The following is a 17,369-nucleotide window of genomic DNA, read 5'->3' as shown; positions in this document are numbered from 1 at the left end:
TTTGTTTCGTTTAGGTTTATAATAATTATGCGTAAATAATACTGTGGATTAGGCAACCAGTTCCCTGTTATTCTGAACTGTTAATTTGCCTTTCACTTTATTTGTATTTGCAAAAATGTCCAATACCGGGCAAACTGCTTCTACTTGTTTGTATAGCGCTGCCAGTATTTCGGGATCTTCTTTCGATTCGATAACGGCATCAACTTCTACCTTTAAATAGCTAGGACGTGTTTCTTTATTTAGGCCTAAGAAGCCATTTAGGTCGGTGTATCCTTTAACCTTTACCACTACATTGTCTACCTGTATGCCTTTTAAAGACGCTAACGCCTTATAAGTAATGGCTCGGCATGCGCCTAAGGTTGCCAATACATATTCTACGGGTTTGGGTGCAGAATCGTCACCTCCTAAGATATCTGGCTCGTCAAATTCACAATTGAACTGCCTAGTGGTACCTTTTACAGTGAGTTTTTCTCTCAATAAAGCGGTTGCTTCAAAGTTGGCCGTTGCCTTTTCTGGATTCTTGTGGATATCCTGAATAAGGTCTTCAAATGATTGTTTTACAATCTCTGACATTGTTGTAAAATTTATGGATGAAAAAATAAATACGTAGGAATAGGGGAGGGCAATGCAAAAGCATATGCCCAACAGACGGAAAGGTCTTCGGTCTTGTCTATTTTAAAATGGGTGGATTACATACAGCCACACATAGACATCTCCATTTTCTGCATACAGCAAAATAAATGGTGACTCTTGTGGAGTATAGATTTCTTAGAAAAAGTGTAATTGAGAAATGTGTCCTGTGTCTTCATGATGTCTTTTTTATATTCCTCTTTTCAGAGTCAGGATTTGGCACCTTTTCATTTTTTGACGGTTGCCAGTAGGTCATAGAGCCAGTCTCTCGCTACTTCTTTATAAAATCAAGCATCTTTTTAGGATGTCATTGACGAAATTGTAGGGCAAATATAGATGTAGAATCTTAAAAACAAAACTTTCTGGCCTCTTTTTTAAAAAAGCACTCCATAAATAACTGTCTAAAAATGAGATAATCCTACTACGGAAGAAGATGAGGCGTATTCTACAGGTCAAAATAGAATCACATAACCCGATAATTTATGTTTAAAGATTAAGAAGAAAAAAACAGGGAAGATATTTAAGAGAGTTATCGCTAGTATAGTTAAATGTTTATGGAATTATTAGCATCTTTAAATCAAGAAAAACAAAACACAAATGAATATGGATAAAATTGAAACAGTCACTTTAATAGAAACAACTAAGAGCTGGAACGGTAAAGCTTTGCCTACATATCCGGAGGGGAAACCTAAGGTTACAATCTTGAAAATAACCATTCCCCCTCAATCTAGATTAAATATTCATAAGCACCCTGTTATCAATGCCGGTGTACTAACAAAGGGTGAATTAACGGTGGTTGATGAAGAAAATAATACGCTTCAATTAAAAGCAGGCGATGCGTTGGTGGAGTTGGTAAATTCTTGTCATTTTGGGGTAAACAACGGGGATTCCCCTGCCGAAATCATTGTTTTTTATGCAGGAACAGACGAGTTGCCTATAACTGTTGAGGAGAATAAGAAGTATAGCGATTGTTATACCGCCTGGAAATCGTCCTAATAGCATTCTAAGATGAATCTTGATTTTTAGGTAGTTAATTTGCAAATGATTTATCTTCCGACAATAGCCGATTTCGACTATGCCTGCCCATGTAAGGCAAACGAAATCTCAACATCCGGTGACTAGTGGTGCCGAAGGGTATTCTAATGAAAGCAAGCCCAAATAAGCCATTCTAAGCAAGGATAATTGTAGCCAAGGCTATCGTAAAGGTCGGGTTTTAGTGTTTTTAGAAGGCAGCTGTGCACTTCTGGGATTAGTTGTAAATTCCCATGTGCCGCTATTTAAATCAAAATAGATCCCTTATTTTTGACCGAAATGGGATTTCTTCAAAGACTTCCATTGGTAGAATTAATTCATAACTATGATAGAATTAAATAAAGCAGTTGGAGTCCTTACCGTTAGATTGATATTAGGATTTATTTTCTTAATGCAAGGCTTTGGTAAGGTCGTTACTTGGGGCATCGAAAAGGTATTTCAGGCCGACTTCTTTCATGGTACTTTTGAAGGTATATTGCCCGAGTCTATTATTTGGGCAACAGTGTATTATACTTCCTATGTGGAGTTAATTGGTGGGTTGCTCCTTGTTTTGGGACTTAAAACCAACTATGCCCTGTACGCTCTTGCCTCTGTTTTAGTTGTTGTAACTTTTGGACATGGATTAGCAGAGCCCATTTGGGATCTATCGCATGTGCTGTTTAGAGCTATCCTGCTTGTGTCCCTACTTTTATTACCGCGAGAATGGGATAGGTTTTGCTTAGATACTATTATGAAGAAAAATTCTGACGCTAGATAATTCTAAACGGAATTGAAATGTGGTTTAGCTAATATGAGTAAGCATTGTGCAGATCTTAAGAATACAAAATCAAGAATACGCCCAATAGAACTCCTGCTAAAGGCACCAATTTCTTTCGCTTATTCTGTTCCTTAAAAATAAGTCCGCCAATTACCACGGCTATTAAAAGCTGACTTCGTTTAATTGCAGAAAGCAACATAATTAAAGCCTCTGGATCTTGTAAGGCTTTAAAATAAAAATAATCGGCCGCTAGCAAAAATAATCCAACAGCAGGAATACTCCAACGCCATTTAAAAGCGCTTCGCTTTTCGGCATGTGGGAACCATGATATGGATAGAATGACAAGTAAAATAAGAATGACATAAAAACTAAACCAAAAAATTAAGGTTTGTGGGTTCAAATCTAAATACTGAATGAGGAACTTATCATACAGGCCGCTAGAAGCGCCTAAAAATGTTGCAGCAATAATGGCAAATATCCATTTGTTCCGTCTAAAATTAATGCCTTCTTTCTTCCCTACTTTAGAATATAAGATCATAGAAAAAATAATGACAAAAAAGCCGAGCCATTGTAAAAGATTAGGTCTTTCATGATAAATAAAAATGGCGCCAATAAAAGTAAAAAATGGACCAGCAGATCTAATAGGAGTCACAATAGTTATGGGCAAATGTTTTAGCGCTTGATAGGCTAAAATCCAAGAAGCTGCCATAATAGCGGATTTTATAAATATATAGCCATGAACCTCCCATGGAATTTCGGAAATATAAAATCCACTGGCCTTACTGTACTCGGGAAAAAAAACAGAACCAATAAAAAACGGTAGAATAAAAAGAAAACCCGAGCCAATAGTACCTAAAAGTACCGGAAATACTTCATTTCCCTGAACAGCATGTTTTTTACATAAATTGTGTAATCCTAAAAAAAGCGCGGCTAAAAGCCCTAAATACATCCACATTTCGCGAAGATAAGCTTATTTTTAAGACCTTAATTCTGCGTTAAATCCGACTTCAGATTGCTTTTGGAATCTTTTATTATTTGAAATCAGCACGATCCAAAATTGGTCGAAAATACCAATGTAGATAGGCGCAACCGAAATGCTGTTCCGTCTATCCCTTCATGATAATTCCACGTTTTAAAATAGCAGTTAATCGATTTCTTCTACGTTTTACAGTGCTGGTTATTTTATTCAGAATTAAATAATGCTGTATATAATAAAAGCAATTGTAGTCCGTTATGTACACTCTTGTGACGACAAAACTCAAGATTAATATCAGAGGAATTAGCACTGTAGTATTGATGAATATTATTTTTTATGAGGTTTTTATTGTTAATAATCTAAAAAACATTTCTATTTTAGAAGTTTTTTAGGGTAAAATGCTCCCTTTTTGTGCTAATAATATAAAACTAAAAGTAGCCTGTAAATAGAACTTTTAACCATAAGTCGGCTTTCTTTCTAGACCTGTAATGTATGAAGAATACACTATTCGCTTTATTTAAAATTGCCCTTCTATTAATGGGCACTCATCTAGCTACAGCCCAAGAAGAGGAAACTAAAAAATCACCCGTTGAACTTACTGGAAGTCTTGGCTTTTATTATGACTATTACTCTTTTTCACAAGAGAATTATGCAACCTTTAGACCCCGTTATCCTGAAAACTTGCTACGTCTTAATGCTCAAATGAGCATCAATATCGGGAGCCACTTCAGTATTCCGATAAGTGTTAATGTGACCAATCAAGATGTCATGTATACCTTGCCTTCTGTACCAGAAGAAAGTGTTTTAGACTATATACAAAATCCTGCCAATCAAATTAGTATAAACCCCAAGTATAAATGGGCACAAGGTTTTTTTGGAACGCAAACTCCTTTTTATTCTCGACTTAGTACTGGCGATATTCCCATTTTTGGGGTAGGGGTTGAAATTAATCCTGGCCGGTTTATACTATCTGCTACTACAGGAAAATCACAACGCGCTATTGAGCCAGACATCAGCTTAAACATTCCTGGTGCTTATGAGCGGAACATCGTTGCGGCCCGTATAGGGATTGGAAAACTAGAAGGATCTAAATTCACCCTTAATATGGTACGGGTTCAAGATGATGTCTCATCGGTGAATACGGACCCTGTGGGTGTGCAACCTATTGAAGGGGTGACCATTTCGCCTTATGCCGAATTCAAATTATTTGAGAAATTACACCTGCAAACAGAAACTGCGGGATCTGTTTATACCAGCGATGTTCTTAACACAGGAACCATAGATGAAGATTATGTGACTGCTTTAGAAGATGTTATTACTATTAACGCAAGCTCTACCGCAGATTTTTCCCACAATACACGTCTAGATTGGAAGGGAGATAAATTTCAAATCGGTGGTGAGGTAGAATACATAGGACCTGGATTCTTGCCCGTTGGGTATCGTTTTATAGAACGTGATATTCTTGACTACAAATTAAATACGGGCATGAAATTATTTAAGGATAAAGTAAATCTTACGGGTAGTTTCGGGATACGAACAAATAACTTGAACAACACTAAACTATCCTCATCAAAGCGAGTAATATCTAATGCGAATCTGTTTGCTCAGTTGACAGAATCATTTTCAATGAATGTAAATTATAGCAACTTTGGATTTAATAACGATGCAAATTTATTAAATCAGCGTATTGAATTAGTGAATAATTCGATCACCATATCCCCAGCGTATACGATTAAAAGTGAGAAGTATGTGCACCTTATTTCTGGGAATATGGCATTCAATAGTTTTGAGCAGTTTGATGTGATTAATAATGCATTCGCAAAAGCTGAAAACGAAACCTTTTCCCTTAATTATAATCTAGCCTTCTTAGAAATGCCTCTCAATTTAGGGGTGCAAGGGATTTACTTGGAAAACCAGTTACCAACGGGCGATTTTAATATGCTGAACTATGGTGTCATGGCCAGTTATAAATTATTCGATAAAAAATTGAGTCCATCCATAGGACTCAACTATGCCCATATAGATGTGCCAGGTTTCACAACAGATTACAGAACTAATATGAACCTGAGACTGGGTTATAAACTGACGAAAAAATTACAATGCAAACTACAGTACCGCTATATCAATTTAGATTATGGCGATTCTAAACCGAATGCATATGTAGATCAAAACAGAGTACAATTCTCTATTCAACAACGATTTTAAAAGTATAATTGTGAAATGAGCATACCCTAAACTGGTCGTAATTACCAATGAAGATATGCAAACCAGACTGCCATCAGGCAAGTTTACAGATGACCATTTAAAAACAATATATAGCTATATATGAAAAAGATAATCTTAGTACTCCTGTTCATAATTTCTGCAGCTTGGTCTGTACAGGCGCAACTTCAGGTAACCTTAAATGTAGACTCCAATCCTACGCCAGAGTTAAGTGAATGGGTGAATCGTAACAATTTGGCAATTCTTACCGTCACAAATCCTACCGATAAATTTATGCCGGAATATCGCATTAGGGTGAGCCTCCTACTCAATGGTGAAATGAAGCTTACCACCGATGAATCGGTGCCTTATATGGTTGCCGAATTTGGGACGGAAACTTTCTTGGCAGATGAGTTAATACCCTATAACGCAGTACAATTTGTAGATGCTGGGTTTAAAGATAAAATTGGTCGTACCGGTATGTTGCCACCAGGTTCATACAGCTTTTGTGTGGAACTATTAAACCGTGAAGGCCGTAGCCTAACCGTGCCACAGCAAATCTGTAGACCCATGATTATTACAGATTACCAGATGCCAGAACTGCTGTCACCTATAGACGGTCAGGAAATAGATCCTTTATTAATCAATTCCTTGATGTTTAAATGGACGCCTTTGGTTCCTATTCCAGATCCAAGGACTGGACTTACTTATTTAATTGCAATCAGTGAAGTACAACCAGGTCAGACCCCTAGTCAGGCATTTGGTGTTAATTATCCTATCATTGAGGAGGAGGTTCGTACGGGTACTCAATTTATATGGCCTATAGATATAGAAGCACCAGAAGAAGATAAACAGTATGTCTGGGGAATTAAGCCAATGACAGAAGAAGGGAATACCTATCGGGCAAAGAATAATGGTTTTGTGAACTACGGAGTTTTCAATGTCAAAGGAACTAACAAGTCGGGTGAAGATGAAGGTGATAACGATGGCAACACCAAATCACTTGATAAAGGAATAGTGAATTGCAACATAAATCCTTTTGAATTAAGTAAACAGCTTATCGCTATACCTAGAGACAATAATACTAAAATTGACTTAACAGGAATCAGTAGTCTGCAGAATAGCTATTGGATGCAAGTAACTGGAGCAATTGATCCTACAAAATATCAATTGGTGACCACCATAGATTGGGGCTGTACACATTCTATAGATCCGGTGCCTTATCTCACTGCTTCAAAAACCCATGATTATAACAATCCTAATGACCATAATATAGCAAGTCCTACCGCTATTAAAGTGAGCATGGAATTGCGACCATTGCAGGCAGGCTTGGAACCGTGTAAGATCGTAGTCACTAAAGATTTGAAAAGTTTATCAGGCGAGGGAGATGCTCTGGTAGATACAAAAGGTCCCCCTACTTCTAAAGCTTGTAAATTCCCTTCACAAAATGATTTTGAGAACATAGTAAACTTCATAGGTAGCTCTCCTAATGATCCGCTTCAAATAGAATTGGCAGATATACAGGCGTTTACCATGAGTTTAAAGGCTGAAGTGGCAAATGGGGGTAATCTTTCAGATGTTGATGTGTCCTTATCGGTGAATTATGGTGGCAACCATAGTGTTGAAAGTGAAGGAGACGGAATGGATATGGTTATCGGCCACACCTATTCTTATGTGTGTAAACATGGGGTTGATACCCCTACAAAAGTGTGCCTAACATATGTAGCGAGGAAGATAGTAAAAGGTAAATTGATCAGTTGTGAAAAAACTTATTGTATTGCGTTGCCCCAAGAAACAATTAAAGCCATAGAGGCGTTAGTAGAACCTGGTGCTGATGATAATACCGCCGAAAAGGAACCTTGTGCTTGTCTTAACGATAGTCAAGTTAATATTCCAGATTTAACAATGGAGTACGCTGAAGATAATGATCAGCACACGCTTACCATTCCTGATTCTCCTACTACATTACAATCCATTATAGACTGTATGACTACAAATGAGCTATTTTACGGCTCGGAGAATATGGATGGTCATCCAGAATATAATTATCAGGCGCAGTTTTTTACTGGTACAGTTACACATAACTGGCATATTCCAAATGCCATGAACGACCCTAGTAATACACATACATTTGCGGTGTTGGGGGTGAATGATCAGCCATTGCCAGAATTTGTCACAGTTACTTACCACATAGAGAACCCTACTGCAGGTATCGATTGTTATTTTACACAAGAGGTAATGATACCGCATGAAGCTTATAATGCAATTAATGGTATTGATCCTTGTGAGTGTGATCTAGAAGTAGCCACTCCAGAGCTCACGTTATTAAGACCTGATGCAGCTGAAGAACCCCGCGAAATTATGTTAGGTGGTGTTACTGCATACAGAGATTATTTATTAAACTGTAATAGTAATTATAGTCTTGCCACCCATAGCATGGAGGTGACGATTAATTGGGATGGAGCGCATTCAGAGGAGTCCATTGTAAACGCTGGTCCATTTACCCATATTTTTGATGCTAATCAGCATCAAATTCCAATTGAAATATGTGTTACCTATGCCATCACACCTCTGTTTCCTTCTAGCGATGGTCAAGCATGTCTTACCACTATATGTTTACCAGTGCCTGCTGATTGGCAAGCACTAAATACAGCTGCTGTTGGTAATGGCCCACTTGCTGCTGGTGGTTCTATTTTTGCAGGGGAACAGGTTAATGGTCAGGGTGAATTTGAAATTATTACCGATACGGTTATTGGTAACGGTCCATACTCGGGTACAGGGTCGGTGTACATTCCGTGGTTGCTAGCTCATGTAGCTGTAGAATTTACAAATATTACAGTTGATGCTGCTGCTAATTTAGTTTCTGGAGAAATTACTGTAGTAGTGTCAGATGATGCTCCAGTGTATCCGTACGGCTGTGTAGGAATGGGGCACGATGACGCAAATGATATACAAGCATGGTTAACCACCGATGGTGACATCGTGGATTATGCTCCTAGTAGTGGATTTATGACGCCATTAGAAGCTCCTTTTGGGATTAATTTTGATAGCGGCGATGTCATAGCGGTAAGCGCTATGGTTTTTAAACCTACCAAATCGGAATTTAACTTATTGGCTATCAAACAGTTTCAGCCAGATGTGAACCCAGATCAAGTTTTAGGTTTTAAAGCCTGTGGTACTGATTTTCATCCAGCTGCTCCCGTATGGCCTCCAGAACGACTAGAATTATTGGAGGATATTACCTTAGGAAATATAAATAATAAAATCACCTATACCTTTAAAGCTCCAGTTCCCGGTGCCGGCCCTGGTTGTTTTATAGAATGGGGAGAATTGGGTATAACCAACTATGCCGTAGAAGTAGATGTCGACTTTACCAGAGAATGGTTAATACCCGTAAATGAAATAGATGGAACAGAAAAGTCCACCGCAAACCTCGTGGGCGTTGGTACCAACTGGCACGGATTAATACTTACCGGTAACTTGGAGGAATCTATTTTATCTGCCACCATTCCTGATCCTGATAATGGTACGCCAACCGATTCAGGTGCGCACGACTTTATAATTCTTGCAGATGAGATTGCCTTTGATATGTCTGATACCATGAACACCCCAGGGATGGCCTTTCCCCCTATTTACACAGGAGAAACAACCAATCTTTTTAAAGGTTTTTATATGGATGAGTTAACAGTAAAATTCACTCCTAATAAAATGAACACGCCAAACGGTGGGCCAGTAGAGGTAAGTATTAATGATATGATTATTGATAATACGGGCATCACGCTAATGGCAGAGGCAGAAAACCTTATCGCGTTTGGCGGTGCTGAAGTAGCAGACATGGTTGCTAGTGTAGATCGTATTTATCTTGAAATTCTTTCCAGCAATTTTGTTGAAGCTGGTGTAGAGGGGCGTATTGCTATTCCTGTAAACGAAGGAAACGGGATTGATAATTCCTTGGGGTATACCGCCCTATTTAACAACCCATTGGACCCTGCATTGAATAATAATTTTCAAATTATTCTAGTACCTGATCAGCCCATACAAAATGATCTCTTTGGCGGTGGACAATTCACCCTAGATGAGACTTCTAATCTTACAGGCTATTTTGATAAGGACAAAAAAACCTTTAGCATGGATCTTAATGGTGATTTAGCTTGGGTAGATGCTACTGTGGGGCCTGTAGATCAAATTAATATGGCCTTAGGCTTTGAGGGCTTAGGCTTTGACTATGACAGCAGTGCTCCCACTAATAAATTACAGTTCGATCAAGGAAATTGGGCATTTGCAAGTCCTCAAAAAAAGATGGCGAATTTCCCAGTGACCATAGAAGAAGTGAAATTTACTCAAATGCCGACCACTGGAACTCAATTATTACACGGGAAGTTGAATTTTGACGTAATCTTTAACCTGTCTTCAAAAATAGGAGGTCGTTCTACCTTAGGCCTTGTAGGTGCAATTACAGATAAAAAATCAAGTGGCGGAAAAACCTTCGATCCAGAATTTTTAGGCGTAGTGATAGATTCCATCAACGTATCTGCTGATATGGCTGCTGTGAAAATCAATGGTGCCATTGGTTTTAGAAATAACGACCCTATTTATGGGAATGGTTTTATAGGAACATTGGATGCCGAGTTTAAAGTGGGTGGAATTAAAGTAGGTGCCTTGGCCGAATTTGGTAATACGGACTATAATCACAGCAGTCTTTACCGTTATTGGCGTGTGGAAGCCAATGCTACTTTTCCAGCGCCCGGTATTACCTTCCTACCTGGTGTTGCCTTTCGTGGTTTTGGTGGTGGCGCTTTTATGAATATGATTGCCACGCCGTCTGGTAGCGATTTTATCTTTACACCAAAATATGACCAGATAGGTTTTAGGGCAAATGCTGTCATTGCTACTACTCCTAAAGATGAGACCTTTAATGCAGACGTCGGATTGTTAGCTGCATTTTCACCCTCTAGTGGAATGACCAATATTGCTTTTACGGGAGACTTTTTTGTAGGTGCTGCAATCGCAGATCGTAGTAAAGCAAAAATAAGTGGCGAGGTTGGTGTAAGTTATAATTTTCCGGATAAGAGATTTATCCTGACTGCGGATGTAAGTGTTAATGCACCCCCTATTACCACACCTGCACCGGCAGGTTTGATACTGGATATAAACGGAAAGAAAAATGAATGGTTTTTCAAATTTGGAGAGCCTGGTAGACTTAATGTTGTTAAAATAAGTGGTATCACCTTATATGAGTATATGATGTTTGGGAATAAAATACCGTATCCAGGTGGATTTACCCCCTCTTTTAGCACGAGATACTATAACGCCGTAGGGAACTATCCGTATGCCGGATCTACAGGAGCTGGTGGTGTAGGTAGTAATACAGCGACAGGAAAAGGTTTTGCATTGGGTATAGGCTTCATGTTTGATGAAAGTGGAGAATATAAAATAACCAAATTTAATAATGGTAATAGGAAACATGTTCTGGATTGGAACCTCGCTGCTGGCGCAGAATTGCATTTATCCTTTATGCAATACCTAGGTGCGTGTGGGGGGTATTCGCCAATTGGAATCAATGGCTATCGAGCTAAAGGTGGACTAGGGATGTACGGTAGTGTGGGCGCAGGGGTAACCCGATACAAGAAGAATGGAAAAACCAAATGGCATATCAATTTAGCTTCTTTAAAAGCCGGAGCTTGGATTAGTGGCGAATTCCCTAAGCCTAATTATGCCGCTGGTGCTGTAGAAGGACAAGTAGGGTTATTTGATGACTTAATTTCCTTTAACTTCCATCAATCTTTTGAATATGGCACCCCATGTTACAACGGTGGTGCAAGTTCAGGCACTCCGGTAACTCAAGCTGATGCAGCTGCAGAACAACAAAATGCACTAATTACCTATGTTAAAGCCTCCCCGGGTTCAGAATTTCCATTAACGCAGCCTATTATAGCAAAATTTGGTCTTGCTCCTAATGAAGTATTTGATGTAAGCGAGCAACAATCTAATGGGACGGTTAAAATGCGCACGTTTAAAATGATTAAAACAAAATCTCTTAAAATTAAAAATGAAACTACGGGAGCTTGGGAGCAGGTGATTGTTGGACATTCTCAAAATAATCTTGGGGAATATCTATACGTGAAGCAAATGCCTATAGAAGCCATGGCGTCAGTGATTACAATGCCATTGGCTCCTGCTTTCGGTAGCCTTCCTGTAGCTCCGCCTGCCACAGTCTATATGTCGATGCCATCTATGACAGCCATGCCAGCCATGCTATCTGCTGGCGTATTTGTTAATACGGGGCCTCCTGGGGTGACGACTTATCCAGTGCCACCTAGTAATAGTTATGATGATTTACCACCAGATCCAGATCCTGTAGTAAATAGTCTAGAATATGACCGTAGGTATAAGTTTACGGTAACAGCAACCTTAAAAGAATATAATGGTTCCTCGTGGATCACGGCTCTAAAAAGTAACGGTACACCAGTAACGGAGACCATTACTAAAACATTCAGTACTGGTCCTATGGGAGCTATAACTGTTGGTGCTTCAACTTTTTAAAATGAAAGAAATGAAAAAATATACATACCTCATATTGCTCGGATTATTGTTTTTTGTTTCTGCTGTTGTTCGTGCGCAAGAGGAACCGACTTCATATATTAAAACCAAAGGAAGATTTATTGATAATAGCGTGGAATTACGTTTTTTTCCAGATAGGAAAAGTGCGCTTAATCTTGCTTTTAAATCTGGTTTTATTATTGAACGAGCTATTGGTTCCTCTAATAAATTTCAAGAAATAGGGCGTACCCAACCCTTTAATGAACAGCAGTGGGAAGTGGCAATGAAGGCTACAGAAATTCAGTTAGAAAAGGATGAAATTGAACTGGCTCAAGATTTTTATTTGGACATCCTTGAAAATAGTGGTGGCACTATGAATCTCTCAGCTGGTATTGCAGATCTTAAAAAGCAAAAAGCTATGGAAGATTTTAAGCTGATGATTTCATTACTTACCGCTGTTAAAAATGCAACTGCCGCAAAAGGGTTAGGATTTTCATTTACTGATAAAGACATTAAAGCTGGGACGGAGTACACGTATAGAATTAAGTTGGTAGCGGTATCTCCTATTTACAAAACAGAATCGATTCCTTTTAAAATTACCACTACGGCCGATGAGAATGCATTTAAAAATAAAGTTTATGTAAAAACTGGCGATACACAACTGGGATTTGTATGGGATGACCATCCAGATTTAAGCGGTGTAGATGTGGAACGAATTATAGATGGTAAAAGCGTAAAACTTAATGAAGCCCCTATATATACATTAAGAGGTGACGAATATGATGGCCCTAAGCGCTCCGGCTTTAGTGAAGAAAATTTGGTAAATTATCAGAAATATACCTATCATTTTTATGCCCAAACTCTTTTTGGTGAACGAGTGAAATTTGCAGAAGTAACGGCTATGCCGCGTGATTTAACGCCACCGCAGCAGCCATTTCTGAAACAACCGCAACATGTTAAACCTGATGAGGTGCATATAGAATGGAAAATGAACACAGCTGTGGCAAATGATTTTAAAGGATTTGCAGTTTCTAGATCAGAAGAAAACAATGGAGAATTCACGCTTCTACATGATAAATTACTACCCGGGAGTACTCGAAAATTCATTGATAAGTCATTCCTTACCGGAAAGACCAATTATTACCTTGTACAAGCAGTGGATACCGCAAATAATATAAGTTCATCATTTCCGGTAGCCGTTACACTAATAGATAGTATTCCACCTATTAAACCAATATTTATCGAAGGTAAGATAGACACTACTGGGGTGGTGACCATAGCGGTGAAAAGAAATCCTGAGACAGATTTAATGGGATATAGATTATATCGCTCAAATGCTGCCGAACATGAGTTTTCAGCGATAAAGGAAGGTTTTTTATCCATAGATAGCTTGGAGCAAAAAGTGCAAACCACTTATAGAGATACGGTAACCTTAAAGTCGCTAACTCCCTATATTTATTATCGGGTAGAGGCATTGGATTTTAATCACAATACCTCAGAATTTTCAGAAATTCTAAAAGTGAAAAGACCCGATAAAATTCCTCCGACTACCCCTGTTTTCAAAAAAGTAAAATCGACAGAAAATGAAGTCGAATTGAATTTTATTTTAAGTAAAAGCATCGATGTTAAGGAGCATATATTATATCGTAAAACAGATCTAAAAGCGCCATGGGAAAAATTCCAAAACTTAAAGCTAGATCAGGTTGCCTACCGTGACGAAGAAGTGAAAAAAGGCACTATTTATTATTACAGCATGCGCGCCATTGATGAAAGTGACAATGCTTCAGAATACGCTGTACCTGTGCAGGGAAAAACTTTTGACACTGGTGTAAGACCACCTGTTGAAAATTTAAGAGCTGCTACCTCCAAAAATGGTAAAGTAACCCTTACATGGAGCTATAAATACGTAGACAAGAATACTTATTTTGTAATATATAAGAAGAATAAAGAAGGACAATTTCTACAACATGGAAGAAGTGATGAATTAAGCTTCCTAGAAAACGAGAAAAGCCCAAGCATTTATGCTGTTAAAGTTTTTACTAAGGATGGTGGGCAATCTAAGTTGAGTAAAGAGGTGCGTAGCAATTAATAATGGAAAAATAAATTAAAAATGATGCTGGAAATGAGGGAGTACTATATAAAAAATAGAATGCTGAATAAGCAATTTAAACATTAAGGGTTTAAATATTCAATAATTGTATAACTTGCCTCAAAAATTACAATCTTCGACACTATAATTTTCATCGAATGGAAAAAAAGACGAAAAATGTATTTGTGCAAGGACCAATTACTCCAGAGTTCATTGCCAATTCCATTGCAAAGCACCAGTCTAAGACCACTATTGGCGCCCATAATATATTTTTGGGCCAAGTAAGGGCCGACATGATAGATGGGTCGGAAGTTACGGGAATTGAATATACTGCCTACGCGGAAATGGCCAATCAGAAATTTCACGAAATAAGGGAGGCTACCTTTGCCAAATTTGATCTCAGCTGTATGCATATTTATCACAGCTTAGGAAAAGTAGCGGCAGGAGAAATATGTTTGTTCGTATTTGTATCATCTCCACATAGAAAAGAAGTTTTTGAAGCTTTGCACCATGTGGTCGAGGAGATAAAAAATCAAGTGCCTATTTTTGGGAAAGAGCTGTTTGCGGATAATTCGTATCAATGGAAAGTAAATAAATAAGTATGGTAGATATCACTCATAAGAAAGACAGCTTACGTACCGCTATTGCACAGGCTGTGGTTCAGGTAAGTTCCGAGGATACCATAACTGCTATAAAAAACAATACCGTGCCCAAAGGTGATGTGTTTGCTATGAGTAGGGCTGCAGGCTTGCTAGGAGTAAAGAAAACAGCAGATTTGTTACCCGATTGTCACCCTATGCCCATAGAATTTACCGATATTGTTTATACCATTAAGGGGCTGCAGATTCAGGTCTTGGTTACGGTAAAAACCATATACAAAACAGGCGTGGAGGTAGAGGCCATGCACGGGGCAAGTATTGTAGCCTTAAATATGTACGATATGCTAAAGCCTATCGACAAGGGCATTGAAATACAGAATATAAAGTTATTGAGGAAAACAGGGGGGAAGTCGGACATAGGAACGGATAGTTCGAAAAATGTATAGCCCATTTTTTAACATTCTATTAATACGATATACTAGTATCTTTGTAGTGTGAAAGTAGCTGCTTATTATAAAATTTTACTTTTTGTTCTCTTCTTGGGCCTAGGGAGGGTTGCCATGGCAACCACCCAAGTTCAACCAGAGGATCCCGTTATTTCAGATTATGGGGTGCATAAGAATGATCACCAAAATTTTGGGGACATTCCTACTTTTACCACTATTTTACTGCAGGAAAGTAATCCGGAATTACCTTCCGCATCCGATTTTAAACTACCATCTCATCACACTAAAAATTATCGATTATTAGTTGATCGGAATCCGTTGACTATTTATAAAAAGAGGGCGGATATCACAGTCAGTTTGGATAGTCTGACCCTTATTTTTCCTTTCCATACATTTTTTTAGAGCACTAGGTTTTTTGCTTTTTCAATAGTAACCCTATTGAAGAAAATCCTATCCCGCCTTTTAGGGTCGGGAGGTAATTCAGTCTAAAAAAACATACAATTATAAACGTTGACTGTTTTAAATTCTAGCTATTTTTTATGGCCATCAGACAGGGGGTAACTACCTCCTATACGCTTATGGTTCCACATATGATAAAGATAGCATCCCAGGGTTTAAATCCGTCGTGCTTAAAAAATAAGAAAATGAACAACTCAATGACTTTAATATCCGTGCTTTTGGTGCTGGCAGTGGTTATCCCATTTTTGGTTTTAAATTCCTCCGGGAAAGGGGAGGCCAAAACAATTGCTAATAGAATAAAAGAATTTGCAAAAGAAGCTCATCTTAAATTCGACCAAAAGGAAAGTTGGGGCAATAGGTTTATCGCGATAGACAAAACTCGGAAAATCCTGGTTTTCTCCAGAATAGTGAACGGGGAGGTGGTGATAAATGAGGTGCCTATGGACCAAGTGGAGAAATCAACCATTCAGAAGGCCACCAAAATGGTGAAAACCAATTCAGGAAAAGAAAACGTCTTGCAGAAACTCGATTTGGAAATCACCTATTTTGCGCATCATGAAAAGGCGCTGTTGCTTAATTTTTATGATATAGACCAGATCTATACAGAGGACTACGAGCTTAAAAGAGCGGAAAAATGGAATGTCATTATTAATGAGGTTGCTACTACTTCCTCCGTTGGGAAAATAGTGGCCTAATTATTCCGTATTTCCAATGTATTTTTTAATTGCTCGGCTATGCTTATAAATATGGCCGGGCAATTTTTTTTATGTTTTTAATTACTCCCTTCTTATCCATATTTCATGCAGTGGGTCTCCCTTGCTGCTCTTTCCGCTATGGTGCCAATCTGGCCCTTTTAATTCAAAGTCGAAAGAAAGGCTAGCGCCAACCCTAGCGTTGTCCCTAGAGAAATAGCTTATATTTTCTGTGTATTTGGCATTGTCAGCTTGATAATTACCGCCACCAGTTCCAAAAAATTCCATGGTTTCGGTATTGAAAGCGATCCATTGGAAATGTCCGTCCAACAAAAATTTCATGGTTTTCCGCGGTCTAGAAGTAGCTACCCGTTCTTCCCCTTGGTCCGTTACCCTTCCCGAAAACAGCCATTTCCCATCTAAGGCTTGGGAGTATTTGGGAACCGGAACGAAGGTCATTGGAGAGCTGCCTTCCAAGATTAGTGTTTCCTTGTCCATTTTGTACGGGAGATTCATAGTGTTGGAATTCTCGGTCGCGAAATCAGAATTAAATTCCAATACTAATTTTATATGATTATTTTCAATGGTATAGAATCCGCCAAAGGTCTTTATAAAGGTTGGTGGAGCTTCTTTATACACACTGTGAATAAAATAATTTCCGTCAATTTTTAGTTCGTGTTTTATCGTTTCCCCATTATTTTTTTCATCGAAATGATAGACCTTGGATGCTATTTGGGCATTGAGGATATCCAAAAAACCAAGAACTAGTAAAATGGCCAGTGCGATGCAATGTTTTGGATGTGTCATAGCTAAAATTTTATCCATTAAAATTATAAAATAAGTAATTAAAAATCAATAGATTAAGTGTATATTCTTTTATTTTTATTTGAGAGGGGAAAGATTAAATTAACTTTGTCCTAAAATTTTTTAAAACTCTTGTTTTTTCA

Annotated in this window: 12 protein-coding genes and 1 riboswitch; of the genes, 9 read left to right on the top strand and 3 right to left on the bottom strand. The window is 38.3% G+C overall.

The features are described 5' to 3' along the window. Window positions 1–48 precede the first annotated feature (48 nt). Window positions 49–573, bottom strand: coding sequence for an OsmC family protein (locus KCTC52924_RS04835; RefSeq protein WP_251806907.1), 525 nt, complete (start codon window positions 571–573; stop codon window positions 49–51). A gap of 243 nt (window positions 574–816) precedes the next feature. Further along, a riboswitch (SAM riboswitch) is annotated at window positions 817–918 on the bottom strand. A 315-nt stretch (window positions 919–1,233) separates the two neighbouring features. Here KCTC52924_RS04835 and KCTC52924_RS04830 point away from each other — a divergent pair. Together KCTC52924_RS04830 and KCTC52924_RS04825 are read left to right on the top strand one after the other, a co-directional pair. After that, window positions 1,234–1,626 carry a cupin domain-containing protein gene (locus KCTC52924_RS04830; RefSeq protein WP_370671513.1) on the top strand — a complete coding sequence of 131 codons (393 nt, stop codon included), beginning with the start codon at window positions 1,234–1,236 and terminating at the stop codon, window positions 1,624–1,626. Between the two features lie 361 nt (window positions 1,627–1,987). Next, window positions 1,988–2,419, top strand: coding sequence for a DoxX family membrane protein (locus KCTC52924_RS04825; protein ID WP_251806909.1), 432 nt, complete (start codon window positions 1,988–1,990; stop codon window positions 2,417–2,419). Between the two features lie 55 nt (window positions 2,420–2,474). Here KCTC52924_RS04825 and KCTC52924_RS04820 read toward each other — a convergent pair whose 3' ends face one another. Next, the gene (locus tag KCTC52924_RS04820; protein WP_251806910.1) at window positions 2,475–3,374 is read right to left on the bottom strand and encodes a DMT family transporter; all 900 of its coding nucleotides are present in this window, start codon (window positions 3,372–3,374) and stop codon (window positions 2,475–2,477) included. Window positions 3,375–3,887: 513 nt separating this feature from the next. On the opposite strand from KCTC52924_RS04820, the gene KCTC52924_RS04815 reads away from it, so the two are divergent. The 7 genes from KCTC52924_RS04815 (at window position 3,888) to KCTC52924_RS04785 (ending at window position 16,425) form a co-directional block, all read left to right on the top strand. Beyond that, the gene (locus KCTC52924_RS04815; RefSeq protein WP_251806911.1) at window positions 3,888–5,600 is read left to right on the top strand and encodes a porin family protein; all 1,713 of its coding nucleotides are present in this window, start codon (window positions 3,888–3,890) and stop codon (window positions 5,598–5,600) included. Between the two features lie 120 nt (window positions 5,601–5,720). Beyond that, the gene (locus tag KCTC52924_RS04810) at window positions 5,721–12,140 is read left to right on the top strand and encodes a hypothetical protein (protein WP_251806912.1); all 6,420 of its coding nucleotides are present in this window, start codon (window positions 5,721–5,723) and stop codon (window positions 12,138–12,140) included. 10 nt (window positions 12,141–12,150) lie between these two features. Next, window positions 12,151–14,226: a fibronectin type III domain-containing protein gene (locus KCTC52924_RS04805; RefSeq protein WP_251806913.1), complete on the top strand. Its 2,076-nt coding sequence runs from the start codon at window positions 12,151–12,153 to the stop codon at window positions 14,224–14,226. Window positions 14,227–14,384: 158 nt separating this feature from the next. Beyond that, window positions 14,385–14,825: a molybdenum cofactor biosynthesis protein MoaE gene (locus KCTC52924_RS04800; RefSeq protein WP_251806914.1), complete on the top strand. Its 441-nt coding sequence runs from the start codon at window positions 14,385–14,387 to the stop codon at window positions 14,823–14,825. A gap of 2 nt (window positions 14,826–14,827) precedes the next feature. Then, window positions 14,828–15,271: a cyclic pyranopterin monophosphate synthase MoaC gene (gene moaC, locus KCTC52924_RS04795; protein WP_251806915.1), complete on the top strand. Its 444-nt coding sequence runs from the start codon at window positions 14,828–14,830 to the stop codon at window positions 15,269–15,271. A gap of 48 nt (window positions 15,272–15,319) precedes the next feature. Then, window positions 15,320–15,673, top strand: a complete 354-nt coding sequence (locus KCTC52924_RS04790; protein WP_251806916.1) for a hypothetical protein — start codon at window positions 15,320–15,322, stop codon at window positions 15,671–15,673. A 137-nt stretch (window positions 15,674–15,810) separates the two neighbouring features. Further along, complete coding sequence (locus KCTC52924_RS04785) at window positions 15,811–16,425, top strand: hypothetical protein (protein WP_251806917.1); 615 nt, start codon at window positions 15,811–15,813, stop codon at window positions 16,423–16,425. A gap of 81 nt (window positions 16,426–16,506) precedes the next feature. Here the strand turns inward: KCTC52924_RS04785 and KCTC52924_RS04780 are convergent, their stop codons facing one another. Next, the gene (locus tag KCTC52924_RS04780) at window positions 16,507–17,229 is read right to left on the bottom strand and encodes a hypothetical protein (protein WP_251806918.1); all 723 of its coding nucleotides are present in this window, start codon (window positions 17,227–17,229) and stop codon (window positions 16,507–16,509) included. Window positions 17,230–17,369: the final 140 nt, after the last annotated feature.

The organism is Arenibacter antarcticus, assembly GCF_041320605.1.
In the GTDB taxonomy this organism is placed as follows: Bacteria; Bacteroidota; Bacteroidia; order Flavobacteriales; family Flavobacteriaceae; genus Arenibacter; species Arenibacter antarcticus.
The sequence above is the reverse complement of the archived record's forward strand: the minus strand, read 5'-3'. Positions and strand labels throughout refer to the sequence as shown.

Excerpts from the sequence above, each read along its gene's own strand:
- KCTC52924_RS04835 (WP_251806907.1), bottom strand. The coding sequence starts at position 573 with ATGTCAGAGATTGTAAAACAATCATTTGAAGACCTTATTCAGGATATC.
- KCTC52924_RS04830 (WP_370671513.1), top strand. The coding sequence starts at position 1,234 with ATGGATAAAATTGAAACAGTCACTTTAATAGAAACAACTAAGAGCTGG.
- KCTC52924_RS04825 (WP_251806909.1), top strand. The coding sequence starts at position 1,988 with ATGATAGAATTAAATAAAGCAGTTGGAGTCCTTACCGTTAGATTGATA.
- KCTC52924_RS04820 (WP_251806910.1), bottom strand. The coding sequence starts at position 3,374 with ATGTGGATGTATTTAGGGCTTTTAGCCGCGCTTTTTTTAGGATTACAC.
- KCTC52924_RS04815 (WP_251806911.1), top strand. The coding sequence starts at position 3,888 with ATGAAGAATACACTATTCGCTTTATTTAAAATTGCCCTTCTATTAATG.
- KCTC52924_RS04810 (WP_251806912.1), top strand. The coding sequence starts at position 5,721 with ATGAAAAAGATAATCTTAGTACTCCTGTTCATAATTTCTGCAGCTTGG.
- KCTC52924_RS04805 (WP_251806913.1), top strand. The coding sequence starts at position 12,151 with ATGAAAAAATATACATACCTCATATTGCTCGGATTATTGTTTTTTGTT.
- KCTC52924_RS04800 (WP_251806914.1), top strand. The coding sequence starts at position 14,385 with ATGGAAAAAAAGACGAAAAATGTATTTGTGCAAGGACCAATTACTCCA.
- moaC (WP_251806915.1), top strand. The coding sequence starts at position 14,828 with ATGGTAGATATCACTCATAAGAAAGACAGCTTACGTACCGCTATTGCA.
- KCTC52924_RS04785 (WP_251806917.1), top strand. The coding sequence starts at position 15,811 with ATGGCCATCAGACAGGGGGTAACTACCTCCTATACGCTTATGGTTCCA.
- KCTC52924_RS04780 (WP_251806918.1), bottom strand. The coding sequence starts at position 17,229 with ATGACACATCCAAAACATTGCATCGCACTGGCCATTTTACTAGTTCTT.